Genomic DNA, 23,261 nt, shown 5'->3' with positions numbered 1-23,261 from the left:
CCCGGTGACCAACCCCGCACCGAGCACTCGACCGACCTCGGTCCCGGTTCCGGTGAGCCGGTCACCAGCGCGAGCTATCTTCCACATCACGGAATCACGTTGCCCTGGTGGACGGTTTTGCCTAGAACCGCGCGGCGTTTTGCCCGGTTCGGGTGCGCCAGTTCCGGGCAAAACTGACAGATCCGGCTAGGTCGGATTTGGCGCCCGCCAACTGGTGAAGGCCGGATTGCGGACCGGGGCGCCCTGGCCGACCGGCGAGATCGGCAGCAGTTTTCGCCCGGTCGGGCCGACCTCGATGTCGGTGCCCATGGTCGGGCACACGCCGCAGTCGAAGCACGGCGTCCACCGGCAGTCGTCCTGCTCGCGGGCGTCCAGCGCGTCCCGCCAGTCGGCCCACAACCACTCCTTGTCCAACCCGGAGTCGAGGTGGTCCCACGGCAGGATCTCGTCCTCGGCGCGCTCCCGGGTGGTGAACCAGTCCATGTCCACGCCCAGCGGCACCAACTCGGCGGCGGCGCAGGAGGTCCAGCGCTCGAACGAGAAGTACTCGTTCCAGCCGTCGAACCGGCCGCCCTCGCGCCACACCCGCTCGACGACCCGACCGATGCGGCGGTCGCCGCGGGACAGCAGCCCCTCGATCAGGGACGGCTTGCCGTCGTGGTAGCGCATGCCGATGTTGCGGCCGAGGCCGCGGTCGGAGTTGATCGCCTGGCGCAGCTTGCGCAGCCGGTCGTCAATGGTGTCCGGGTCGGTCTGCGATGCCCACTGGAACGGGGTGTGCGGTTTGGGCACGAACCCGCCGATGGAGATGGTGCACCTGATGTCCTTGTGACCTGCGGCCTGCCGACCAGCCCGGATGACTTCCTTGGCCATCTCGGCGATCTGCAGCACGTCCTCGTCGGTCTCGGTCGGCAGCCCGCACATGAAGTACAGCTTGACCTGCCGCCACCCGTTGGCGAAGGCCGCCGAGACGGTGCGGATCAGGTCCTCCTCCGACACCATCTTGTTGATCACCCGCCGGATCCGCTCGCTACCGCCTTCGGGGGCGAAGGTCAGTCCGGAGCGGCGGCCGTTGCGGGACAACTCGTTGGCCAGGTCGATGTTGAAGGCGTCCACCCGCGTCGACGGCAGCGACAGCCCGGTGTTGGTGCCCTCGTAGCGGTCCGCCAGGCCCTTGGTGAGCTCGGCGATCTCGGAGTGGTCGGCCGAGCTCAGCGACAGCAGCCCGACTTCTTCGAAGCCGGTGGCCGCCAACCCGCGCTGCACCATTTCGCCGATGCCCTCGATGGACCGCTCCCGCACCGGCCGGGTGATCATCCCGGCCTGGCAGAACCGGCAACCGCGGGTGCAGCCGCGGAAGATCTCCACGCTCATCCGCTCGTGCACGCTCTCGGCGAGCGGCACCAGCGGCTGCTTCGGGTACGGCCAGTCGTCGAGCTGCATGGTGGTGCGCTTGAAGACTCGGTACGGCACCCGTTCGTGGTTGGGCACGACCTGCTCGATCGCGCCGTCCGGGCAGTAGCTGACGTCGTAGAACTTGGGCACGTAGACGCCACCGGACTCGGCCAGCCGCAGCAGCAGTTCGTCCCGGCCACCCGGCCGCCCCTCGCCCTTCCACCGCCGGATGGCCTCGGTGATCTCCAGAACGGCTTCCTCGCCGTCGCCGAGCACGACGGCGTCCAGGAAGTCCGCGATCGGCTCCGGGTTGAACGCGGCATGTCCGCCCGCGAGCACGATCGGATGGTCGTCGGTGCGGTCGACGGAATGCAGCGGGATGCCCGCGAGGTCGAGCGTGCCGAGCAGGTTGGTGTAGCCCAGCTCGGTGGCGAAGCTGACGCCCAGCACGTCGAAGGCGACGACCGGGCGGTGGGCATCCACGGTGAACTGCGGGATGCCGTGCTCGCGCATCAGCGCCTCCAGGTCCGGCCACACCGAGTAGGTGCGTTCGGCCAGCACATCGGGCTGCTCGTTGAGGATCTCGTAGAGGATCTGCACGCCCTGGTTGGGAAGTCCGACCTCGTAGGCGTCGGGGTACATCAGGCACCACCGGACGGCGACGTCGTCCCACGCCTTCACCGTTGCGTTGAGCTCGCCACCCACGTACTGCACGGGTTTGGAGACGCGCGGCAACAGCGGTTCCAACCTGTCGAAAACGGACTCCACACGCACCCGGTCAGGGTAGAGGTTCGCCCCCTGCCGAGGGGAAGCGGGCGATTCCGGCACCTCGCCGCCGCACCGGCATCCAGTGGGCTTCCGCGCCGGGCCTTGCACTCGTTCTGGACGGCACAGCGGGCGATTTCTCGCGAAATCGGCGCTTCCCTTGGGGAAGGAGTGGCGATTTCGCGAGAAATCGCCACTCACCGCGCTGTGCACCGCGGCTCAAACGTCGCGGGTGAACCAGATTTCGTCCCGGTCGTCGCCGGGGGCGACGCGCACCGCGCCCGGCCAGCGCCCGCGCTCGACCCAGCCGTGCGCCTCGTAGAAGCGCTCCAGGTCGTGCCCGCTGCGGGTGACCAGGTCCAGCTTCTCCAGGCCGATCGCCTGCGCCTGCACCAGGACCGCGTCGAGCAGCTGCTTCCCCCAGCCCTTGCCCTGCAGCACCGGGTCGACGGCGAGCCAGACGAGCTCGCCGGTGTGCTTGCGGACCGGCAGCTGGCGCGGTCGCAGCACGGCCAGACCGACCAGCACGTGCTGCTGGCCGATGGTGATCAGGTGCGCCTTCTTGACGCGGATGTCCTCGACGAGCGAGGCGGCCGCCGCGCGCAGCTGATCGACCGGGTCGGTGGGGCTGAAGCCGACCGCTCCCCCGGCGACGGTGACCCGGCCCCACAGGTCCGCCAGCGCGTCCACCAGGTCCGGGTGCGGGGTGTCCACCCGGTGCGGCCCGGTGACGAAGCCGTCGGGGTCGATGTCGCTGTCGGCCACCGCGGTCAGAGCTCCGGGAACCACAGTTTGAGCTCGCGCTCGGCCGACTCGGCGGAGTCGGAACCGTGCACGAGGTTGAACTGGACCTCCAGGCCGTAGTCGCCGCGGATGCTGCCCGGCGCGGCCTTGTCGACCGGGTCGGTGCCACCGGCCAGCTGCCGGAACGCCGAAATGGCACGGGGCCCCTCGACGCACGCGGCCACGACCGGGCCGGAGGTGATGAACTCGATCAGCGAGCCGAAGAACGGTTTGCCGTCGTGTTCGGCGTAGTGCTGCTCGGCGAGTTGGCGGTCCACGTTCTTCAGCTCCAGCGCGACCAGCTTCAGGCCCTTGCGCTCGATGCGGCTGATGACCTCGCCGACCAGCCCGCGCTCGACACCGTCGGGCTTGACCAGGACCAGGGTGCGCTCGCTCACGGTTGACTCTCCTCACTTCCTTCGGCGCCGGGTGCCACGATGCACCGCGCCCGATTTGCCAGCCAGCGTATCGATGCAGGTCGCACACCGACCGACGGGCCTGTCTCAGAGCCCTGTCTTAGAACTCTGTTTGCGTGGCGGTGCGAATGCGACTTTTCCTACTTCCACTTCCGACTTAGAACTCGCGCGGATTGGGCATGTCGAGGGGGTCGTCAGGCAAGCGGCGTCAGCCGCTTCCTCCCACCCCCGCAGCTGGCACCGCCGCGGGTTCTCAGAGGTTTTCTCGCGAGGACAGCCCCGACGTGGTGTATCGGCATACATGATGTCGGGGATCCCACAGCGAGAAGACCTCTGAGGTTCCGCTACCCGCACCGCCACGCAAGCCAATCCGAGCACCCTCTTATTAACTCGGTCGTGGCTGGTCAGCGCTGTGGGGGCAGGGTCTTGGTCCACAGCGGGCGCCCGGTTTGATCGCGGAGGTCGACGCGCAGCTCCGCGGTGCGGCCGTCGATGTTGACCTCGCCGAAGTGCTGGAAGCCCTCCAACGGCGAAGCGCCCTGGCGGGTCGGGGCGCTGACGAACACCTGCTCCGGGCCGAAGGTCGGGTCCAACTCGTTCGGGCCGAACGCACCGGCGTGCAGCGGGCCGGAGACGAATTCCCAGAACGGGTCGAACCCGACGAAGGCCGCGCGCTCCGGCGCGTAGTGGATCGCTGCCGTGTAGTGCACGTCGGCGGTCAACCAGACGATGTTGCGCACCGACCGGCGGCTGATCTCCTGCAACACCCAGGCCAGTTCCGCCTCGCGCCCGTTGGGCGCGCCCGGCAGGCCGTTGGCGACCGCCTCGATCTTGTCGCCGTCGGGCACGATGATGCCGATCGGCATGTCCGAGGCGATCACCTTCCAGGTCGCGCGCGACCTGGCGAGCTCGTCGACCAGCCAGCGCGCCTGGCGGTCGCCGAGGATGCGCTCCGGCGAGGTGCCGGTGGAGTTCGGGTCGCGGTAACTGCGCATGTCGAGCACGAACACGTCCAGCAGCGGGCCGTGCGAGACCTTCCGGTACACGCGGCCGTCCACCGCGTCCTGGCGCCGGACCGGCTGCCACTCGTGGAATGCCTGGAACGCGCGCTGGGCGAGCACGTCGACGCGCTTCTCGGTGTAGCTGTCGTTGTCGAGGATCTCGCCCGGGTACCAGTTGTTGGTGACCTCGTGGTCGTCCCACTGCACGAGTTGCGGGACCTGCGCGGTGAAGCGGCGGACGTTCTCGTCGAGCAGGTTGTAGGCGAACTGCCCGCGGTATTCGGCCAGCGTTTCGGCGACCTTTGCCTTCTCCGGGGTGACGATGTTGCGCCACACCCGGCCGTCGGGCAGCACCACGGACTCCTGCAACGCCCCGTCGGAGTACACCGTGTCGCCGCTGTGCAGGAAGAAGTCCGGGTTGCGGGCGGCCATCGCGGTGTAGATCGTCATGCCGCCGAGGTCCGGGTTGATGCCCCAACCCTGGCCCACGACGTCGCCGGACCACAGGAACCGCAGGTCGCGGCGGTCGCGCGGCACGGTGCGGAAGGATCCGGTGAGCGCATCGCTTTCGACGCGGCCGTCCAGGTCCTGGGCGATGACGCGGTAGTACGCCTGCTGCCCCGGCGGCAGGCCGGTCAGCCGGAGCTCACCGGTGCCGTCGGTTTCCGGCGTCAGGACCGGACCGGGAATCCGCACCGCATTGCGGAAATCGGCGTCGCGGGCGAGCTCGACGAACATCCGCGACGGCCGGTCGGCACGGGTCCACACCACGGCGCCGTCCGGTCGGGGATCGCCGAGTTGCACGCCGTGGGTCAGGACCGGGCGGCCCGAGCGCGCGAAGGCCGGGGCGCCGGACAGCAGCAACCCGGTTGCGGCGAGGCCGACGGTGGCACCCCGGCGGAGCAGGTCGCGCCGGTTGAGGGCAGATTCGGGGCTCATGCGGCGGTTTCTATCCGCACCAGGCAGCAACGCGATCACCGCTGGCCGACTGGGAGATGAACGATTGGTGCCGATTGGTCGTGCGTGCAGAACCCGGCCACGCGCTCACGACCCCTGGTGCGGGCCTGATCGGCGCGATAGCTTCACGGTCAAACCGACTGGCCGGTCTGACAAGTTGTGACAAGTCCTGACAAGGAGGTCCGGATGCGCGCCGCCGTGCACACCGCCGCGAACCAGCCGATGCGGATCGAGCAGCTCGCCGATCCCCAGCCGAAGTCCGGTGAGGTCGCCATCGACGTGCGGTCCTGCGGCGCCTGCCACTCGGACCTGCACGTGCTCAAGGGCGAACTGCCGTTCCCGACGCCGACCGTGCTCGGACACGAGGTAGCCGGGGTGATCTCCGAAATCGGCTCTGGGGTCACCGGGTTCGAAATCGGCGACCGGGTGGTGACCAGCTTCATCATGCCGTGCGGCCAATGCCAGCAGTGCGCGCGTGGCAACGAGGAGATCTGCCAGCGGTTCTTCGAGTTCAACCGGGGCAAGGGGCGGCTGTACGACGACGAGACCCGGCTGTTCCGGCCGGACGGCGAGCCGGTGTGGATGTACTCGATGGGCGGGCTGGCCGAGCGCTGCGTCACCCCCGCGACCTCGGTCTACCGCGTCCCGGAGGGCGTCGGGCTGACCGACGTCGCCTCGGTGGGCTGCTCGACGATGACGGCCTACGGCGCGCTGCGCCACGCGGCGAACGTGCACGTCGGCGACACCGTGGCGGTGGTCGCGGCGGGCGGTGTCGGCTCGGCGCTGATCCAACTCGCGGCGGTGTTCGGCGCGTCGATGATCATCGCGGTGGACATCAGCGAGGAGAAGCTGGCCGGGGCGCGGAAGCTCGGCGCGACCCATGTGGTCAACTCCGCCGAGGTGGACGCCCCCGCAGTGATCCGCGAGCTAACTGGCGGGCGCGGCGTGGACGTCGCCTTCGAAGCGCTGGGCGCGGTGCCGACGTTCAACATCGCGCGGGATTCGGTCGTCGAAGGCGGGCAGATCGTGGTGGTCGGCATCGCCGCGCGGGGCACCACCGGCGAGTTCGACCTGGCCACGATCGCCCGGCGGAAGCTGCAGATCAAGGGCTCCTACGGCGCGAAACCGCGACGCGACATGCCGGTCCTGCTGGACCTGGTGGCACGCGGCCTGCTCCGCCCGCAGGACACGATCAGCCGCCACTACCCCTTCGACCAGGTCCAAGACGCCTACGACGCCCTGAAGCGCGGCGAGACAGTCGGCCGCGCGGTCGTCGACATCAGCTGACGCACCCGGCTACCGGGCGGATCTGGCGAACAGGACGCCAGCGATCACCAGCGCACCGCCGAGCACGGTGTTCCAACCGACCGGCTCGGCGAGCAGGATCGCGCCCAGCGCCGTCGACCACAGCGGCGTCACGTACGTGACGGTCGATGCGATGGTCGATCCCGCCGCGCGGATCACCCGCAGGTTCAGCAGGAACGCCAGCCCGGTGCCCACCGCACCCAGCAGCACCAGGGACCCGACCGCGGTCACGCCCGGCCACTCGGGCACCGACCCGAAGAGCACCGCGCCCAGCGCCAGTTGGGCCGTCGCGCAGGTGAGCTGCATGGTCGTCAGCGCAGCCGCCGACTCGGTGCGGCCGGAGAAGAACCTCCTGGTGTAGGCGAATCCGGCGCCGTAGCAGGTGGTCGCGCCCAGGCAGGCGAGGCTGCCGACCAGCACCCCACCGCCGACGCCGTGCCACACGCCGAGCACCACCAGCACACCGCCGAAGCCGATCAGCAAGCCGATCATCCGACGCACGGTGGGGTTCTCCTGCGGGACCAGCAGGAGGACGAAAACCAGCGTGGTCAACGGAGTCGTCGCGTTCCAGACCCCGGCGAGCACCGAGCTGACGTGCGTCTCACCGTAGGCGAACAAGGTGAATGGCGCGGCGTTCAGCAACAACCCGACCACTGCGGCATGGCCCCAAGTGCGGAGGTCGCGGGGCATCGAAGCCCGCTGCACGGCGCAGACGCCGCACAGCGCCGCGGCACCGAACAGGCAGCGCGCCAGCGCCACCCACAGCGGCGCGACACCGGCGTCGACGGCGACTCTGATCAGCACGAAGCTGGATCCCCAGATCGCCGACAGCAGCACGAAGCCCGGTAACCAGGTCACCTGACCGGTTCCGCGCGCCGAAACGTCCGCCACCTGCTTGGCCATGCCACCACCTTGTCGTCTGACGCCGCCGACCTCCGGCGGCTTTCGGCCATCACATTCGACCGGGCATCATGAGTCAAACAAGTAGGTTTGATCTCACGATGAGAGTTGCTCATGACGATCAACATCACACAGCTCCGCGCGTTCCTGGCGGTGTCCGACGAGGGCGGGTTCGGCGCTGCTGCGGAGGTGTCGCAGATCAGCCAGTCCGCGGTCTCGCACGCCGTGGCGGCGCTGGAGAAATCCCTGGGTCATCGGGTGCTGATCCGCCACGGACAGCCACGGCCCACCGCGTTCGGCGAGCGCATCCTCGACCACGCCCGCGCGGCCATCACCGCGACCGACACCATCCGTGCGCTGGCGGATCAGCAGGACGGTCGCCCGACGGGCATCCTGCGACTGGCCGCGCCGCCGACCATCTGCCAGGGACTGCTGCCCGGTTTGCTGACCCGCTGGCGGGATGAGTTCCCGCAGCTGCGGATCCGGGTCTTCGAAGGCGAGGATGACGAAGTCGCCGACTGGCTGGCCTCGGCGATCGTCGATCTCGCGGTCCTCGTAGATCCGCCGCCCGGTCCGGGGGTGCAGATCGGCGAGGACCTGTTCCACGCGCTGCTGCCGCACGAACACCCGCTCGCCGAAGAGGACGAAGTCGACATCCGCGATCTTGACGACGACCCGTTCCTGCTGTCCTGCGGCGGCTGCGAGCCGCACATCCGCGACATCTACCGCCAGGCTGAATCGCGGCTCGAACCGGCCCACCGCATCCGCGAGCTCGGCACGCTGCTGGCGATGGTCCGAGCCGGTGTGGGCGTTTCGGTGGTCCCCGGTCTAGCGGCGTCGATGCTCGACACCCGACTGGTTCTCGTCCCGCTGCGCCAACGCCTCAAGCGCCACCTCGTCCTCACCGGCCCGCTGGCAAAACCCTGGCACCCGGCTACGACAGCGCTCGTCGACGCCCTCCGCGCCGAAGCCGACACCGCCTAGTCCAAGGGGTGCCGCCAACGCAGCCCCGGATAGCGGGCAAAGCCTCGGTCAGCAGTGATCCACTCGCAACCGTGCTCGATCGCGATGGCCGCGAGATAGGCATCCGGGACCAGGTTGCCCTTCGCGTCGGCTTTGCGACAGAGCTCGGTGAAGATCTCCCAGTGCCGCGGGCCGGGTTCAAGTTGCACGAATGCGGGTGCTGTCCGGATCGCGGCGATGATTTCCAATGCCTGTTCGGGAGCCAACGTCCGGTTCCAGATCTTATGGTTGGTGATGATCCGCAGGTATCCGCTGAAGACCAGTGACGGGATGCCAACCGGGGTCGCACCGTTCAGCGCGTCCTCAAGCCATGCGAAGTACTTCGCATGGTCGGGCAGCGCAGCGTTCTGCGCATTGAGCAGTACGTTTACGTCGCAGGCGATCACTCGTCGCGCTCCATGAATTCGACTACTGCGGCGTTGTCGTTGAGGTCAACACCCGGCTTCGGCTCTCCCAGGTCGAATGTCGGCAGCCGAAATCGATTCCGTTCGGGGGCTTCGCGCTGTGCGCGTCGCAGCTCACCCATGCGGACGTCGTCTTCGATCAGCGCGCTTACGGTTGTGCGCTCGCGCGCGGCACGCAATTTCAACTGGTCGAGCAACTGATCATCAATAGTGATGGTCGTCCTCATGCATCTGAGCATAACCCCTATGCATCATGATGCACCATGATCGACCACTGATGTTCAGTCGGTCTGCTCCGGGGGATAGCCGGGTGGGTGGCCCAGCTGGTCGTAGAGCTGGCCTTCGCGCATCCGACGGGCCACCTCGCGGCGCAGGTGCAGGATGTAGGCCCAGACCAGGCCGAACACCAGGCCCATGATGCCGATCGCCGGGTGCACCAGGAAGCACGCGATCGCGGCGACCTGCAGGGCGAGCGCGACGCCGAGACCCCACGGCCGACGCTGCACGAACCCGGCGACGAGCATCAGCACCGCCAGTGCGATGACGATGCCGAAGCCGATGCTGGACACCCCACCGCTGAACTTCCAGACCACCGGCAGCGCGAGCAGGAAGGCGATGAACTCCAGCACCAGCGTCCCCGCCATGATCCCGCGCAGGCCCTTCCACGGGTCGCGCACGCCGGGCGGCGCCTCCGGCAAGCCCTTGCCGGGCTCGGGTTTCGACTGATCGGTCACAACGGCTCCAGTGTCTCGCGGCTCGCTCACGCTGGCTCCTTGCCGAACAGCGTGCGCGCCTCACCCGCGGTCACCACGGATCCGGTGATCACCACGCCGCCGCCGGAGACCGACTCACCGGGCTCCTCGGTTTCCTCGGCCAACTGGATCGCGGCTTCGACCGCGTCGTCCAGCCGGGGCTCGACGACGATCCGGTCCGCGCCGAAGATGTCCTTGGCCACGCCCGCGAGCTCGTCGGGATCCATCGCGCGGGGCGAGGAGTTCCTGGTCAGCACGATCTCCTCGACCACCGGCTCAAGTTCGGCCAGGATGCCCCGCGCGTCCTTGTCACCGAGCACACCGACCACGGCGACCAGTCGGCGGAAGGAGAACTCCGAGCTCAACGCGTCGGCCAGCGCGCGAGCGCCGTGCGGGTTGTGGGCCGCGTCGACGAGCACCGCCGGTGCCGCGCGGACCCGCTCCAGCCGCCCAGGCGTGATGACGGTCGCGAACGCCTCGCGGACCCGCTCGACGTCGAGTTGCCGCTGCGCACCAGCACCGAAGAACACCTCGGTGGCGGCGAGCGCCAGTGCGGCGTTGCGAGCTTGGTGCTCGCCGTGCAGCGGCAGGAAGATCTCGTCGTACACGCCGCCCAAGCCCTGCAACCGGAGCAGTTGCCCGCCGACCGCGACGGTCCGGGACAGCACACCGAACTCGTGCCCTTCGCGGGCGACCGTCGCGTCCACCTCGGCGACCCGCTCCATGATCGACTTCTGGGCCTCGGCCGACTGCGCCGCCACCACGGCGATGGAACCGGGCTTGATGATTCCGGCCTTCTCCTTGGCGATGGCGCCCAGTTCGGTGCCGAGGTACTCTGCGTGGTCCAGCGCGACCGGGCAGATCACCGCGACCTTCGCGTCGGCGACATTGGTGGCGTCCCAGCTGCCGCCCAGGCCAACCTCGATCACCGCGGCGTCCACCGGGGCATCGGCGAAAGCCGCGAAGGCCATCCCGGTGAGCACTTCGAACTTGCTCATCCGAACGTCGCTCCGAGAATCCACAATGGACACGTACGGTGCGACGTCCCGGTACGCCTCGACGTAGCCCGCCGGGCTGATCGGGTTGCCATCGATGCTGATGCGCTCGGTGGCCAGTTGCAGGTGCGGGCTGGTGTAGCGGCCGGTGCGCAGGCCGAGGCCGCTGAGCAGGGCGTCGGTGATGCGCGAGGTCGACGACTTGCCATTGGTACCGGCGATATGCACCACCGGGTAGCTGCGCTGCGGCTCGGCGAGCAGATCGGTGAGCGCCCGGATCCGGTCCAGCGACGGTTCGATCTTGGTCTCTGGCCAGCGCTCGTCGAGCTCGGCCTCCACCACGCGCAACTCGTGCAACGCGGCGGGATCAGTGCCGGACAAGTGCTCACTCCCTAGCGCACGGCGACGAATGTCGAGGTCACAGTCTACGTCTCGGCCGCGAAGCGACCGCCGAAGACCCGTTCGTCCAGCTCCGCCTGGAAGTGCGGGCAGCTCGCGAGGTCGGCGTGGTCGCAGTCCAGCGCGCCCTCGATGAGCTCAAGCGACGTCTGGAGTTTGGCGATGCGCTGGTGGAGCTCGTCGCGGCGGCGGCGCATGATCTGCCGTCGGGCCTGCGGATCGTTCGTGTCGAGCATCTCCCGGATCGCTTCGAGACCCAGCCCTGCGTCCTTGGCCAGCATGATGGTCGCGACGCGGTAGAGGTCGTCCGTCCCATAGCGGCGGCGGCCCGAGACACGCTCGGGCACGAGCAGCCCCATCGACTCCCAGTGCCGCAGCACGTGCGTCGCCAACCCGAAGCGGGCGGCCAGGTCGCCGATGCCGAGTGTTGACTTCACGTCGACATGAAGTCGCAGGCTTGCGGCCATGTCAACAGCGAACCTGATCCAGGTCCTCGACCGCTTCGGCGCGCTCCCGGAAGCAACCCGGCTCCGCGAGCGCTCCTACGACCTCCTCACCTCGATCGGACCCGTCCTCGACGTGGGTTGCGGCGTCGGAACGGCGGTTGCCGAGCTGCGGAAACGAGGTGTTCCGGCGATCGGAATGGACGTCGACGAGGAGATGATCGCGACCGCGACCGACCGCTATCCGGATGCCGACTTCCGGGTCGGTGATGCGTGCGCCCTGCCTTTCGCCGACGGCGAGCTGTCCGGGTACCGGGCCGAGAAGGTCTACCACGCCGTGGCCGACCCAGACCGGGCGCTGGCCGAAGCGCGCCGGGTGCTCGCGCCAGGAGGGCGCATCGTGCTGCTCGGCCAGGACTGGGAAGCCATCTTGATCGACGCCGACGACATGGCGACGACCCGAACCGCGGTCCAAGCCCGCACCGACACGATGCCCAACCCGCATTCCGCACGCAGGTACCGAAACCTGTTGCTGAACAACGGTTTCCAGGACGTCACAATGGAAGTCCACACCGGACTCCTCACCGGTGACCTAGCCCTGCCGGTCCTGCTCGGACTCGCCGAAGTCGCCCGCGCCGCTGGCGCCATCACGGCCGACCAAGCCGAAGCCTGGACGACCGAACAACGCCACCGAGCCGAAACCGACCGCCTCTTCTGCGCCATCCCGATCTTCGTAGCCGCCGCCACCAACCCATGATCCGGAAGCAGCAGGGCACCCTTCACTCACCGTGCTGTCGGGTGATCAGCCCTGGGGCAGGGCTGCCAGGCGGGCGTTGATGCGCGCGATGTCGGCCTGGGCCGTTTCGCGGCGGGTCTTGATCTTGTCCACCACCTCGGCCGGGGCCTTGTCCAGGAACGCCGGGTTGTTCAGCTTCTTGTCGGTGCCCGCCAGCTCCTTCTCGGCCACCGCGAGGTCCTTGGCAAGCCGCTTGCGCTCAGCGGCGACGTCGACCGCGCCCGAGAGGTCCAGCTCTACCGACACCGTCCCGCTGGTCAGCCCGACCTCGATGGATGTCGAGGAGGTGAAACCGTCGGTCGGCTCGGTGACACGGGCCAGCGCCCGCACCGCGGGCACGTGGTCTCCCAGCCCCAGCTCCGCGATGCCGCCGAGCTTGGCCGCGACCCGCTGCCCCGGCTTGAGCCCCTGGTCGGACCGGAACCGCCGGATCTCGGTGATCAGCTTCTGCACCGCGACGATCCGTTCCGCCGCCGCCTCGTCGGGCACCGCCCCGGACGCCTTCGGCCAGTCCGCGATGACCACGGACTCGCCGCCGGTCAACGCAGTCCACAGCGTCTCGGTGAGGAACGGGATCGTCGGGTGCAGCAGCCGCAGCACCACGTCGAGGACGTGTCCGAGCACCTCGCGGGTCCGCTCGGCCCGCTGCCCATCCGCGTCGAGCTGAACCTTGGACAGCTCCAGGTACCAGTCGCAGAACTCGTCCCAGGTGAAGTGGTAGAGCGCCTCGGTGGCCTTGGCGAACTGGAAGTCCTCCAGCAGCTCGTCCACATCGGACACCAGCTGGTCGACGCGGTCCAGGATCCAGCGGTCGGCATCGGTGAGTTCGGCCCGGTCTGCCAGTCGTTCCGGCACCCGCGCGCCGTTCATCATGGCGAACTTGGTGGCGTTGAACAGCTTCGTGCCGAAGCTGCGCGACCCGGCCACCCACTCCTCGCTGATCGGCGAGTCGGTGCCGGGGTTGGCGCCGCGCGCCAAGGTGAACCGCAGCGAGTCGGTGCCGTAGGTGTCCATCCACACCAGCGGATCGACCGTGTTGCCAGCGGACTTCGACATCTTCTTGCCGTGCGCGTCGCGGACCATCCCGTGCAGCGCGATCACCCGGAACGGCTCGACGTCGTCCATCGCGTACAGCCCGAGCATCATCATCCGGGCGACCCAGAAGAACAAGATGTCGTAGCCGGTGACCAGCACGCTGGTCGGGTAGAACTTGCGCAGATCCGCGGTGTCGGCAGGCCAACCCATCGTGGAGAACGGCCACAGGCCCGAGGAGAACCAGGTGTCCAGCACGTCCTCGTCCTGGTGCCAGCCTTCACCCGACGGCGGTTCCTCGTCCGGTCCGACGCAGACGACCTCGCCGTTCGGGCCGTACCAGATCGGGATGCGGTGGCCCCACCACATCTGCCGCGAGATGGCCCAGTCGTGCAGGTTGTCGACCCAGTCGAAGTAGCGCTTGGCCATCTCCGGCGGGTGCACCGCGACCCGGCCATCGCGCACCGCGTCGCCAGCGGCCCTGGCCAGCGGGCCGACCTTGACGAACCACTGCAGCGACAGCCGCGGCTCGATCGGCTCCTTCGACCGCGAGCTGTGGCCGACGCTGTGCAGGTACGGGCGCTTCTCCGCGACGATGCGGCCCTGCTCGCGCAGCGCCTCCCGGACGGCCACCCGCGCTTCGAAGCGGTCCATGCCGTCGAACTGCGTACCGGTGTGCGCGATCTGGCCCTGCTCGTCCATGATCGTCAACATCGGCAGGTCGTGCCGCTTGCCGATCTCGAAGTCGTTCGGGTCGTGCGCCGGGGTCACCTTCACCGCGCCGGTGCCGAACTCGGGGTCGACGTGCTCGTCGGTGATGATCGGGATCTTGCGCCCGGTGAGCGGGAGTTCGATCTCGGTGCCGACGAGGTGCCGGTAGCGGTCGTCGTCGGGGTGCACCGCGACGGCGGTGTCGCCGAGCATCGTCTCGACGCGAGTGGTCGCGACGACGATCGAGTTCTCTCCGTCGCCGTAGCGCATCGAGACCAGCTCGCCCTCGACCTCGCGGTGCTCCACCTCGATGTCGGAGATCGCGGTGCGCAGCTGCGGCGACCAGTTGACCAGCCGCTCGGCCCGGTAGATCAGGCCGTCGTCGTAGAGCCTCTTGAAGATCGTCTGCACTGCGCGGGACAGCCCGGCGTCCATGGTGAAGCGCTCGCGGGTCCAGTCCACGCTGTCGCCGAGCCGACGCATCTGGGACAGGATCGCGCCGCCGTGCTTCTCCTTCCACTGCCACACCCGCTCCACGAACGCTTCGCGGCCCAGGTCGCGGTGGTCGATCCCCTCCTCGCGGAGCTGCTGCTCGACGAGCGCTTGCACCGCGATGCTCGCGTGGTCCATGCCGGGCAGCCACAGCGCCTCGTAGCCCTGCATCCGGCGGCGCCGGGTGAGGATGTCCATCAGGGTGTGCTCGAAGGCGTGCCCGATGTGCAGGCTGCCAGTGACGTTCGGCGGCGGGATGACGATGGAGAACGGCGGCTTGTCGCTGTTCGCGTCGGCGGTGAAGTACCCGGCGGCTACCCAGCGCTGGTACAGCTCGGCCTCGACGTCGGCCGGATTCCAGGTCGACGGAAGTTCACGTTGCTGAGCGGCATGGGTCTGTGTCACACGCAGAATTCTACGAGTGCCTGCGCAATGCCTTTTCCGGGCATTCACCCCTGCCCCGACCAGCACGATTGTGATTCCAACCACCTAAGCCGAGAGGATGCTCGGATTGGTTTGCGTGGCGGTGCGGGTAGCGGAACCTCAGAGGTCTTCTCGCTGTGGGATCCCCGACATCATGTATGTCCAAATACACCACGTCGGGGCTGTCCTCGCGAGAAAACCTCTGAGAACCCGCGGCGGCGCAAGCTGCGAGGGTGGGAGGAAGCGGCTGACGCCGCTTGCCTGACGACCCCCTCGACATGCCCAATCCGCGCGAGTTCTAAGCCGGTGTCAGCCGCATTGCCAGAGGAAGCGGCCTTGGCCGGTTTTCTCGTCGATGAAGGCGTAGGCGACGCCCTCATCGCCGAAGTTCATGCCGAACGGTTCGTCCGCGCTGTCCAGTTGCGCCACGAACTGCCAGGTGCCGGGGTCGTCCGGCCACTGCTCGCCCTGCAGCCAGTCCGGTTCGCCCCACAGCCTGCTGCGCAACGAGTCTCCAGCGTCGTCGGGATCGTACGGCGTCATTTCGACGTGGTGGTCCGGGCCGAACGTCGGGCCCCGGCGGATGCTGGCCACCTGGTAGAAGTCCGCGGGCTCGCCGGGCTGGGCGAAGAAGGCGTTCTCGCCGCCGGTCGGTTCGGAGGTGCCGTCGACGAACTCACCGGGGTCGTCCTCGGTCATGAACAGGTAGCCGAGTCTGATCTCCTCACCCGGTAGGCGGATCTGGCCGATGAACCGCATCGGTCGGCCGGTGCTGGCCGACAGCGGCCACATCGGTTCTGCCAGCCAAACCGGTTGACCGCCGAGCTTGGTGACCGGCTCGGTGATCGGTTCCGCCGCTTCCACGAAGCTGACGTCCTGCCGCGTGGACGATGTGCTGTTGGCCATTTGCTTCCTCACTGTGCGGGGTGCGCGGCCGACCGTAGCGCCACCGACCGTCAACGCGGGGCTGATCCACGACAACGGTATCCCCTACAACTGCCGCAACGCGCCGCCGTCGACAGCCCACTCGGCGCCGGTCACCTGGGCCGCCAGCGGGGACAACAGGTAGGCGATCACCCGCGCGACGTCGTCCGGGCTGCCGAGGCGTCCGCTGGGCAACCGCCGCACCTCGCGGACGAAGTGCTCGATCGCTTCTTCCACCGGCAGGTCGAACCGGTCGGCCAACTGCTCGGCGAAGCCGCCCGGCGCGTCCCACAGCCAGGTTCGGGTCGGTCCGGGCGCGACGACGTTGGACCGCACGCCCCGCGACCCGAATTCGACCGCCAGCGCCTTGGACACCGACAACATCGCGGTCTTCGAGGCCGCGTAGTCGACCAGAGCTGGGTCCGGGAAGCGGGCCGCTTCGCTGGTCACGTGCACCAGACTGCCCGCGCCGTGGTCGAGCAGGGCCGGTAGCGCCGCGCGGGTCATGCGGATCGCCGAGTGCAGGTTGAGCTCGAAGGTCCGCGTCCACTGCTCGTCGGTGACGTCCAGGAAACCCGTGTGCGACTGGAGTCCTCCGACGTTGTTGACCAGCCCGTCCAGGCGGCCGTGCCGCTGGAGCGCGGTGCCGACCACCTGCTCTGCGGCGTTCGGGGCGGTGACGTCCACCGCCACCGCGCTGATGCCGCCGCCGAGCGCGCAGACGCCGTGCGGTTCCCGCGCCACCGCGACCACTTTCGCGCCCTCCGCGGCCAACAGGCGCACTGTTGCCTCGCCAATGCCCGCGGACGCGCCGGTCACCGCGAAGACCTTGTCGGTCAGCTGCAGATCCATCGTCCAGCCCCCATCAAGGAATGATCCGGCGCTCGCGGAGGTCGTCGAAGATCGACAGGAACATCTCCTCGGTGTCGACGAACTCGTGGAACCCGAACCGGCGGGCCTTCGAGCCGTCGGCGAACATGTCGTAGTCCCAGGAGAAGACGAAGTCGCCGAACTGCCACGACGAAACCTCTTGGTAGTCAAGCGGTTTCAGTCCGCGCTTCGCCACCATGTGCTGCCACAGCCGCGCTTTGTCGGCCATCACGTCCGACAGCGACATCGGCAGCGGATCGGCGACCTCCAGCCCGAAGTGCGCGGCGATCTTCGGCCACAGCTCCCGCCAGCGGAACAGGTCACCGTTGTTGATGTTGAATGCCTGGTTCTCGGCCCGTTCCGATGTGGCGGCCCACACCGTCGCCTTCGCCAGCAGACCGGCGTCGGTCATCTCCAGCAGCGAGTCGTAGGCGCCGGGCTTGCCGGGGAAGCGCAGCGGCAGGCCGAGTTCCTTCGAGATGGCCGCGTAGACCGCGATCACCATCGCCAGGTTCATCGGGTTGCCGAGCGCGAAGCCAGCCACCACCGAGGGGCGCAGCGCTGTCCAGGTCCAGGTCTTGCCCCGTTGGCGCTGCTCCAGGAACCGCTGTTGGGCGGACATGAACTCGGGTGGCATCGGCGGCGCGTCGGTCTCGCGAGCGGGTGTCTTGAACGGCCCGAGGTGCGCGCCGTAGACCTTGTACCCCTGCATGAGGCTGATGTGCCGCAGGCCGGGCGCGACGGCTTCGATCGCGTCGACGACGTTGGTCAGCATCGCCATGTTCGGCGGGACGAGTTCCGCCCAGGTCGGCCGGTCCTGGTAGGCGGCGTAGAAGAGGTGCGTGACACGGGTCAGATCGCCCAATTCGGTCCGGGTGTCCGACGCGTCCAGCAGGTCGACGGCCCGGTACCGGACCCGGTCGGTGTGCACGCCGCCGCGCCGGGACAGCCCGATCACCTCCCAGCCCGGCAGGGTGACCAGGTGGTCGATGAGGTTGCCGCCGATAACGCCGTTGGCCCCGACGACCAGGGCCACGTTGTGCTCCGTGCTCATGGCCACAACGTTCGCCGCAGCGGAGCGATAAGTCCAAGGCTTGTTTTTTCTACGGTTGATAAATTCTACTCATGTCAACGCTGCGCCAGTTCGAATACCTGGTGGCGGTGGTGGACGAGGGGTCGTTCACCCGCGCGGCAGAGCTCCTGCACGTCACCCAACCCGCGCTGTCGCACCAGGTGCGCGCGCTGGAACGGGATGTCGGCGGCCCGCTGCTGGAACGCCTGGCGCGCTCGGTCCGGCTCACCCCGATGGGCCGCGCGCTGCTGCCGCACGCCCGCGCCGCGCTCGCCGACGCCGAACGGGCCCGGCTCGCCGCCCGGCAGGCATCCGGACTGGAAAGCGGCGAACTGCGGCTCGCCACGGTGTATTCGGTGAGCCTCGGCGTGCTACCGCCGGTGCTCCGCGCCTGGCGGCGGCAGCACAGCGGTGTCCAAATCAGACTTTTCGAGCACCGGCACACCGCCGAGCTCAAGGCGGCTATGACCGCCGGGCAAGCCGATCTGGCGGTGGGGCCACCGCCATCGGATTGGGACGGTCCGGTGCACGCGCTGGGTGTGGAGGAGTTCGTCGTCGTGTTGCCGCCGGAGGACCCGGTCGCCGACGAGAACGCGACGCGCATCGACCTCGCGATGTTGTCCGGTCACGGCTGGGTGCACTACAGCCAGGAGAACGGGCTCGCCGAGGTGTTGGACCAGGCGTGCGCGAGCGCCGGATTCCAGCCGCAGGCCGCGGTTCGAACCGAGCAGACCGCCGCGGCCCCGATGCTCGCCGCCGCAGGTTTGGGTTCCGCGCTGGTCCCGGCGAACATCATCCCGCCGCACTTCGACGGCAGGCTGCTGCGGCCGGATCCGCCCGTGCACCGCACTCTCACCGCCTACACGCGCCGCGGCGCGGATCCACTCACCACGGCCTTCATCGACGCCCTCGCTCGCAAGGCCGTGGTCCTGCCAGACCACGTCCGCCGTCGGCTCGGGTCGTCGGCGGTGGTCAGCCGGTGAAGAGCTGGGTGACCTTCTGGACCAGTTCGTAGACGCCGTAGGCGAAGGGCAGGCCGACCCAGGCCCAGGCCAGCACGAGCAATCCGCGGTGGCTCATACCGCACCTCCGGTCGCCGGTTCGTGGTACTTGGGGTTGACCGGCCGCACCAGTTCGTTGGACGCGAAACCGATGATCAGCAGGCCGATCATGATGTACAGCGACGTCGTGTAGAGGTCGGGGCCGTGCGCCCCGGCCGCCTCGCGGAGGTCCGCGATGGCGTTGACGATCAGCGGCCCAAGCACCCCGGCCACCGACCACGCGGTGAGCAGCCGACCGTGGATCGCGCCGACCTGCAGGCTGCCGAACAGGTCTTTCAGGTACGCCGGAATGGTGGCGAAACCGCCGCCGTAGAACGACAGGATCAGCATCGCGCACAGCACGAACACCGGAACCCCGGTCGCGCCGAACAGCAGGATGCCCAGGTAGAGCAGCGCGCCACCGCCCAGGTAGAGGCGGTAGATGTTCTTGCGCCCGACGATGTCCGATGTGGACGACCAGATGAACCGCCCCGCCATGTTGGTCAGCGACAGCAGCGCGACGAAACCGGCTGCCGCACCGGTGGCGACCGGCGTCGAACTCTCCGCGAAGAAACCGACGATCATCGGCGCGGCCTTCTCCAGGATGCCGATCCCGGCCGTCACGTTGCAGCACAGGATCACCCACAGCATCCAGAACTGCGGCGTGCGCACCGCGTTGCGGGCCGTCACGTTCGCCGTGGTGATCATCGGCCGCCGGGCCACCGGCTTGGGCGCCGAAGCGGGTTGCCAGTCCGGCGGTGGCACGCGTACCAGCGCCACGCCCAGCGACATGAACACCGCGTAGACCAAGCCGTGCACCAGGAAGGTCAGCGCGATGCCGGACTGGCCGGTGCCGAAGGAATCCAGCATCTGCGTCGACCACGGCGAGGCGATCAACGCGCCACCGCCGAAACCCATGATCGCGATCCCGGTGGCCATGCCAGGCCGGTCCGGGAACCACTTGATCAGCGTCGACACCGGTGAGATGTAGCCGATGCCGAGCCCGATGCCGCCGACGAACCCGTAGCCGAACACCACCAGCCAGTACTGGCCGAGCGCCACCCCGAGCGAGGACAGCAGGAAGCCCAGCGAGAAGCAGGTGGTCGACACCGCCATCGCCCATCGCGGGCCGCGGCGTTCCACCAGCGTCCCGCCCAACGCGGCGGACAGCCCGAGCATCACGATGCCCAACTGGAACGGCAGCGCGCTGAGCGTCCCGGACAGCCCCAGGGCGTCCTCCAACGGCGGTTTGAACACGCTCCAGGCGTAGACCTGCCCGATCGACAAGTGCACCGCTAAGGCAGCAGGCGGAACCAGCCACCTGTTCCAGTCAGCGGGTGCGACGGCTCGGGCGGGAGTGAGCAGGTCTGCGACCATGGGACCTCCCCGACACGGCATTGATCACAGCTCGGCTGAGCATACTGTGTACAAGTCACCCAATCGAGGGGCGATTTCCGCCGAGTGAACGGGCACGGAGGGGCCGATGGGACGCGTCACAGTGCGACGACCGGTGTTGAAGATCGCCGCAAACGGCAGTCGGAACAAACCGGACACGTTGGCCGCCGAGGAACCGCTGGAAATTCGGGTCAACGGCCAACCACTCTCGGTCACGATGCGCACTCCGGGTCACGACATCGAACTCGCGCACGGCTTCCTGCTGACCGAGAGCGTCATCCACGACAAGGAACAGCTGTCCACGGCGCGCTACTGCGACAGCCCCGGCCCGGACGGCCGCAACACCTACAACGTGCTGGACATCCTGCTCGCGCCCGGTGTGCAGCCGCCGGACTCCTCGGTGACGCGCAACTTCTACACCACCTCGTCCTGCGGGGTGTGCGGCAAGGCGGCGCTGGACTCGGTCCGGTTGAGCACCCGGCACTCCCCGGCCGACGATCCGCTCGCGCTGGACATCGACACCCTCGTCGACCTCCCGGACCGGCTGCGAGCAGCCCAGCGCGTCTTCGACAGCACCGGCGGCCTGCACGCCGCTGGCCTGTTCACCGCCGATGGCGAACTGCTCGTGGTCCGCGAGGACGTCGGCAGGCACAACGCTGTCGACAAGGTCCTCGGCTGGGCTCTGCTGGCGAACCGGGTGCCGCTGACCGGATGCGTGCTGATGGTGTCCGGGCGGGCGTCGTTCGAGCTCGTGCAGAAGGCCGCGATGGCCGGGGTGCCGATGCTCGCCGCGGTCTCCGCGCCGTCGTCGCTGGCCGTGGATTTGGCGGCGGAGCAGGGCATGACGTTGATCGGGTTCCTGCGCGGCCGGTCGATGAACGTCTACACCGGAACCGAGCGCATCGTGCTGCAGGACATCGCCTGATCCAACCGGAGCTCTTTGCTGTCGCGATCCTCCCGTTGGCACGATGAGACCCGGATGGCGATCGGGAGGACGCATGGGCCACGGTGCAGCGACAGGCCGAATGCTGGGTCGGCGCAGCGTCCTCGCCTCCGGGGTGGCCGGACTCGCCGCACTGGGCCTCGGGTTGACCGGCGATGCGGGAGAGCGACCCGTCAGTCGCGCCGCGCCCCTGGCCGATCAGACGAACGTTTCCGTGGAGCGGGTGCCCTCACGAGCCCGCAACCGCGACGTCAACCTGGTCACGATGTTTCCGAAAGGCGTTGCGCGCGAAGGACTTCCGGTGTGCTTGATGCTGCACGGCCGGTTCGGCGACGCGCGCAAGTCGGTAGGTGGGCTGCCGACCTGGTTGTCCGCTTCGGTCGCCGCGGGCCGCATCCCGCCGTTCGCGTTCCTCGCGGTGGACGGTGGCGGGAACAGCTACTGGCACCGGTGGCCCGGCGATGATCCGATGTGGATGCTGCTCGACGAAGTGCCGCGCTGGCTCGCCGAACGCCGCCTCGGCGGCGAGAACGGCCAACCGTTCGCGGCAGCCGGGATCTCGATGGGCGGCTTCGGCGCCCTGCTGTACGCCCGCCGTAGACGGGAACAGGGCGATCCGCTGTCGGCTGCTGCCGTGGTCTCCCCGGCATTGATCACCAGTTGGCGGGAGATGAGCAAGCGCCGGGCGTTCGCCAACGAGGCCGCGTGGGCGGCGATCGACCCGCTGCGCCACATCGACGCGCTCGGCGACGTGCCGCTTGGTGTGTGGTGCGGCACCGAAGATCGGTTCATCCAGGGCACCCGCAGGTTCATCCAGGCCGCCGAGCCCGCGTACGCCTCGACCACGCCCGGCGGCCACAACAGCCGCTACTACCGCAAGGCGCTCCCGGAGCTCGTCGACTTCACCGGCACCCACCTCACCCGATCTGGCGACGAGTGAGGGGCACCCTTCACCAACTTACTTGGTCACGGGTGCCCCTCACCTCGAAGGATTCACACCAGGCGGAGGCGGTCGTGGGCGCGGTCGGCGGAGTACGGGTCGGTGTCGAAGCGGTCGCTCAGGGGCACCGAGTCGTAAAGGGCCCAGCGCAGCACCGATGGCCACGGGCCGTACCCGGCGTCGGTGTTCAGGTGTTCGCCGTCGAGGATCACGTCCATCTCGACCTGCAAATCCTCCGCCAGACCATGCGCCCGGTACATCGACAGACACGGATCACCGGTGCCCACCACGAGCCGGGTGATCCCGGCGGCGCGCCGCAGCGCGGCGGCATCCATCGGGTAGGGCGTGATGCCCTGGGCGTCCGGGTGCTGCCAGTCCGGTCCAGGCGGTGCCGCCAGCAGCACCCGATCCGCCCGACGGGCCCGTCCCGAGATGGTCGCCGCGTGGTGCAACCACAGCGCCACGCCGCAGGCATGGGCCGCCACGACGAGTTCGGCCTCTCGCGGCACTGCTTCGAGGCGCTCCCGCAGCACCGGCAGCCACCGCTGCAGCACCGGCTGGTCGGGGTCGGGCAGCGTCGGCATGTCCACCTGGACACCTCGCTCGCGGAGTTGCCCGGCGAGCCACTGCTGCCAGTGCCAGGGGCCGGAACCGGTCATCCCGTGAATCAGCAGGACATGCATCTCGCTCATGGCACCGCTCCCGGAATCGATGGTCTGGTGGCCTCAATGATCATCTAACCGCGCCGGATTCGCAGGGCACGCCGCCGGGGCGCACCGATGCTGCCTCAATCAGCGCAATGCGGGCGCGATCAACACGGCGAAAAGGGTCAGTCAGTGCCGCTGCCCTGCTGGGGCTCGGGGCATCGGCCTGCTGCCGGGCGGTGCCTGGCTACACCGCAACCTGGGCCTGACGGCACCATGCCGAGCACCACGCCGGGACGGCTGGTATTCGAAGGCCGGAACAGTGCCGCACGATCAGCGCGAATCGAGATCTTCATCACATCGCCCGCAGGCATCCGACCGCGACCTCGTTCGAACTGGGCGATCACACCGACGGCTACTGGCGTCGGGTGCTGCCCGACG

General features: G+C 68.7%; 23 protein-coding genes. 6 read left to right on the top strand and 17 right to left on the bottom strand.

Annotated features, from left to right (window positions below):
• Positions 1-186 precede the first annotated feature (186 nt).
• From MOQ72_RS02465 to MOQ72_RS02450, 4 genes are all read right to left on the bottom strand, one after another.
• Positions 187-2,169, bottom strand: a complete 1,983-nt coding sequence (locus tag MOQ72_RS02465) for a TIGR03960 family B12-binding radical SAM protein (RefSeq protein ID WP_242180237.1) — start codon at positions 2,167-2,169, stop codon at positions 187-189.
• Positions 2,170-2,379: 210 nt separating this feature from the next.
• The gene (locus MOQ72_RS02460; protein ID WP_242180234.1) at positions 2,380-2,925 is read right to left on the bottom strand and encodes a GNAT family N-acetyltransferase; all 546 of its coding nucleotides are present in this window, start codon (positions 2,923-2,925) and stop codon (positions 2,380-2,382) included.
• Between the two features lie 5 nt (positions 2,926-2,930).
• A complete protein-coding gene (ndk, locus tag MOQ72_RS02455) occupies positions 2,931-3,341 on the bottom strand; it encodes a nucleoside-diphosphate kinase (RefSeq protein ID WP_242180232.1) in 411 nt (136 codons plus the stop codon).
• A 422-nt stretch (positions 3,342-3,763) separates the two neighbouring features.
• Positions 3,764-5,299 (bottom strand): alkaline phosphatase D family protein, encoded by a 1,536-nt coding sequence (locus MOQ72_RS02450; protein WP_242180231.1) that lies wholly within the window; start codon positions 5,297-5,299, stop codon positions 3,764-3,766.
• Between the two features lie 204 nt (positions 5,300-5,503).
• Between MOQ72_RS02450 and MOQ72_RS02445 the strand changes: the two genes are divergently transcribed.
• A complete protein-coding gene (locus MOQ72_RS02445; protein ID WP_242180230.1) occupies positions 5,504-6,604 on the top strand; it encodes a zinc-binding dehydrogenase in 1,101 nt (366 codons plus the stop codon).
• Positions 6,605-6,613: 9 nt separating this feature from the next.
• On the opposite strand, the gene MOQ72_RS02440 is transcribed toward MOQ72_RS02445, so the two are convergent.
• Positions 6,614-7,525: a DMT family transporter gene (locus MOQ72_RS02440; protein WP_242180229.1), complete on the bottom strand. Its 912-nt coding sequence runs from the start codon at positions 7,523-7,525 to the stop codon at positions 6,614-6,616.
• A 111-nt stretch (positions 7,526-7,636) separates the two neighbouring features.
• Between MOQ72_RS02440 and MOQ72_RS02435 the strand changes: the two genes are divergently transcribed.
• The gene (locus MOQ72_RS02435) at positions 7,637-8,506 is read left to right on the top strand and encodes a LysR family transcriptional regulator (RefSeq protein WP_242180228.1); all 870 of its coding nucleotides are present in this window, start codon (positions 7,637-7,639) and stop codon (positions 8,504-8,506) included.
• On the opposite strand, the gene MOQ72_RS02430 is transcribed toward MOQ72_RS02435, so the two are convergent.
• Genes MOQ72_RS02430 through MOQ72_RS02410 form a run of 5 tightly spaced genes read right to left on the bottom strand, consistent with a single transcriptional unit; the run spans position 8,503 to position 11,532 of the window.
• Positions 8,503-8,931, bottom strand: a complete 429-nt coding sequence (locus tag MOQ72_RS02430) for a type II toxin-antitoxin system VapC family toxin (protein ID WP_242180227.1) — start codon at positions 8,929-8,931, stop codon at positions 8,503-8,505. The genes MOQ72_RS02435 and MOQ72_RS02430 overlap by 4 nt on opposite strands.
• Positions 8,928-9,176 carry a ribbon-helix-helix protein, CopG family gene (locus MOQ72_RS02425; RefSeq protein ID WP_242180226.1) on the bottom strand — a complete coding sequence of 83 codons (249 nt, stop codon included), beginning with the start codon at positions 9,174-9,176 and terminating at the stop codon, positions 8,928-8,930. The genes MOQ72_RS02430 and MOQ72_RS02425 overlap by 4 nt, the downstream gene beginning before the upstream one ends.
• Positions 9,177-9,230: 54 nt before the next feature.
• A complete protein-coding gene (locus MOQ72_RS02420) occupies positions 9,231-9,683 on the bottom strand; it encodes a DUF4233 domain-containing protein (protein ID WP_242180225.1) in 453 nt (150 codons plus the stop codon).
• 26 nt (positions 9,684-9,709) lie between these two features.
• Complete coding sequence (gene folC, locus MOQ72_RS02415; RefSeq protein ID WP_242180224.1) at positions 9,710-11,077, bottom strand: bifunctional tetrahydrofolate synthase/dihydrofolate synthase; 1,368 nt, start codon at positions 11,075-11,077, stop codon at positions 9,710-9,712.
• A gap of 44 nt (positions 11,078-11,121) precedes the next feature.
• A complete protein-coding gene (locus tag MOQ72_RS02410) occupies positions 11,122-11,532 on the bottom strand; it encodes a helix-turn-helix domain-containing protein (protein ID WP_242180219.1) in 411 nt (136 codons plus the stop codon).
• Between the two features lie 28 nt (positions 11,533-11,560).
• Between MOQ72_RS02410 and MOQ72_RS02405 the strand changes: the two genes are divergently transcribed.
• Positions 11,561-12,295: a methyltransferase domain-containing protein gene (locus MOQ72_RS02405; RefSeq protein ID WP_242180217.1), complete on the top strand. Its 735-nt coding sequence runs from the start codon at positions 11,561-11,563 to the stop codon at positions 12,293-12,295.
• A 45-nt stretch (positions 12,296-12,340) separates the two neighbouring features.
• On the opposite strand, the gene MOQ72_RS02400 is transcribed toward MOQ72_RS02405, so the two are convergent.
• The 4 genes from MOQ72_RS02400 to MOQ72_RS02385 all read right to left on the bottom strand — a co-directional run bounded on the left by MOQ72_RS02400 (position 12,341) and on the right by MOQ72_RS02385 (position 17,840).
• Entirely contained in the window at positions 12,341-14,974 is a 2,634-nt protein-coding gene (locus tag MOQ72_RS02400) for a valine--tRNA ligase (RefSeq protein ID WP_242180215.1), read from the bottom strand.
• Positions 14,975-15,301: 327 nt separating this feature from the next.
• Positions 15,302-15,898 (bottom strand): YwqG family protein, encoded by a 597-nt coding sequence (locus MOQ72_RS02395; protein WP_242180206.1) that lies wholly within the window; start codon positions 15,896-15,898, stop codon positions 15,302-15,304.
• 84 nt (positions 15,899-15,982) lie between these two features.
• The gene (locus tag MOQ72_RS02390; protein ID WP_242180204.1) at positions 15,983-16,768 is read right to left on the bottom strand and encodes an SDR family NAD(P)-dependent oxidoreductase; all 786 of its coding nucleotides are present in this window, start codon (positions 16,766-16,768) and stop codon (positions 15,983-15,985) included.
• A gap of 13 nt (positions 16,769-16,781) precedes the next feature.
• Positions 16,782-17,840, bottom strand: a complete 1,059-nt coding sequence (locus tag MOQ72_RS02385; protein WP_242180203.1) for an SDR family oxidoreductase — start codon at positions 17,838-17,840, stop codon at positions 16,782-16,784.
• A gap of 71 nt (positions 17,841-17,911) precedes the next feature.
• Between MOQ72_RS02385 and MOQ72_RS02380 the strand changes: the two genes are divergently transcribed.
• Positions 17,912-18,841: a LysR family transcriptional regulator gene (locus MOQ72_RS02380; RefSeq protein WP_242180202.1), complete on the top strand. Its 930-nt coding sequence runs from the start codon at positions 17,912-17,914 to the stop codon at positions 18,839-18,841.
• Here MOQ72_RS02380 and MOQ72_RS45990 read toward each other — a convergent pair.
• Positions 18,831-18,938, bottom strand: a complete 108-nt coding sequence (locus MOQ72_RS45990; protein WP_443706308.1) for an MFS transporter small subunit — start codon at positions 18,936-18,938, stop codon at positions 18,831-18,833. The genes MOQ72_RS02380 and MOQ72_RS45990 overlap by 11 nt on opposite strands.
• Positions 18,935-20,275, bottom strand: coding sequence for an OFA family MFS transporter (locus MOQ72_RS02375; RefSeq protein ID WP_242180201.1), 1,341 nt, complete (start codon positions 20,273-20,275; stop codon positions 18,935-18,937). Before MOQ72_RS02375 ends, MOQ72_RS45990 begins: the two co-directional genes overlap by 4 nt.
• A gap of 106 nt (positions 20,276-20,381) precedes the next feature.
• Here MOQ72_RS02375 and fdhD point away from each other — a divergent pair, with 106 nt between their 5' ends.
• Together fdhD and MOQ72_RS02365 are read left to right on the top strand one after the other, a co-directional pair.
• Entirely contained in the window at positions 20,382-21,218 is an 837-nt protein-coding gene (gene fdhD, locus MOQ72_RS02370; protein ID WP_242180200.1) for a formate dehydrogenase accessory sulfurtransferase FdhD, read from the top strand.
• A gap of 73 nt (positions 21,219-21,291) precedes the next feature.
• Positions 21,292-22,176 carry an alpha/beta hydrolase gene (locus MOQ72_RS02365; protein ID WP_242180199.1) on the top strand — a complete coding sequence of 295 codons (885 nt, stop codon included), beginning with the start codon at positions 21,292-21,294 and terminating at the stop codon, positions 22,174-22,176.
• Positions 22,177-22,229: 53 nt separating this feature from the next.
• Here the strand turns inward: MOQ72_RS02365 and MOQ72_RS02360 are convergent, their stop codons facing one another.
• Positions 22,230-22,868 (bottom strand): RBBP9/YdeN family alpha/beta hydrolase, encoded by a 639-nt coding sequence (locus tag MOQ72_RS02360; RefSeq protein ID WP_242180197.1) that lies wholly within the window; start codon positions 22,866-22,868, stop codon positions 22,230-22,232.
• Positions 22,869-23,261 lie beyond the last annotated feature (393 nt).

The organism is Saccharopolyspora soli, assembly GCF_022678645.1.
GTDB lineage: Bacteria > Actinomycetota > Actinomycetes > Mycobacteriales > Pseudonocardiaceae > Saccharopolyspora > Saccharopolyspora soli.
This window is presented reverse-complemented; position numbering and strand designations above follow the sequence as displayed.

What these genes read in the sequence shown, in the direction of transcription:
- MOQ72_RS02450 (WP_242180231.1), bottom strand. Translation starts at nt 5,299, where the DNA reads ATGAGCCCCGAATCTGCCCTCAACCGGCGCGACCTGCTCCGCCGGGGT.
- MOQ72_RS02445 (WP_242180230.1), top strand. Translation starts at nt 5,504, where the DNA reads ATGCGCGCCGCCGTGCACACCGCCGCGAACCAGCCGATGCGGATCGAG.
- MOQ72_RS02440 (WP_242180229.1), bottom strand. Translation starts at nt 7,525, where the DNA reads ATGGCCAAGCAGGTGGCGGACGTTTCGGCGCGCGGAACCGGTCAGGTG.
- MOQ72_RS02435 (WP_242180228.1), top strand. Translation starts at nt 7,637, where the DNA reads ATGACGATCAACATCACACAGCTCCGCGCGTTCCTGGCGGTGTCCGAC.
- MOQ72_RS02425 (WP_242180226.1), bottom strand. Translation starts at nt 9,176, where the DNA reads ATGAGGACGACCATCACTATTGATGATCAGTTGCTCGACCAGTTGAAA.
- MOQ72_RS02405 (WP_242180217.1), top strand. Translation starts at nt 11,561, where the DNA reads ATGTCAACAGCGAACCTGATCCAGGTCCTCGACCGCTTCGGCGCGCTC.
- MOQ72_RS02395 (WP_242180206.1), bottom strand. Translation starts at nt 15,898, where the DNA reads ATGGCCAACAGCACATCGTCCACGCGGCAGGACGTCAGCTTCGTGGAA.
- MOQ72_RS02390 (WP_242180204.1), bottom strand. Translation starts at nt 16,768, where the DNA reads ATGGATCTGCAGCTGACCGACAAGGTCTTCGCGGTGACCGGCGCGTCC.
- MOQ72_RS02385 (WP_242180203.1), bottom strand. Translation starts at nt 17,840, where the DNA reads ATGAGCACGGAGCACAACGTGGCCCTGGTCGTCGGGGCCAACGGCGTT.
- MOQ72_RS02380 (WP_242180202.1), top strand. Translation starts at nt 17,912, where the DNA reads ATGTCAACGCTGCGCCAGTTCGAATACCTGGTGGCGGTGGTGGACGAG.
- MOQ72_RS45990 (WP_443706308.1), bottom strand. Translation starts at nt 18,938, where the DNA reads ATGAGCCACCGCGGATTGCTCGTGCTGGCCTGGGCCTGGGTCGGCCTG.
- MOQ72_RS02375 (WP_242180201.1), bottom strand. Translation starts at nt 20,275, where the DNA reads ATGGTCGCAGACCTGCTCACTCCCGCCCGAGCCGTCGCACCCGCTGAC.
- fdhD (WP_242180200.1), top strand. Translation starts at nt 20,382, where the DNA reads ATGGGACGCGTCACAGTGCGACGACCGGTGTTGAAGATCGCCGCAAAC.
- MOQ72_RS02365 (WP_242180199.1), top strand. Translation starts at nt 21,292, where the DNA reads ATGGGCCACGGTGCAGCGACAGGCCGAATGCTGGGTCGGCGCAGCGTC.
- MOQ72_RS02360 (WP_242180197.1), bottom strand. Translation starts at nt 22,868, where the DNA reads ATGAGCGAGATGCATGTCCTGCTGATTCACGGGATGACCGGTTCCGGC.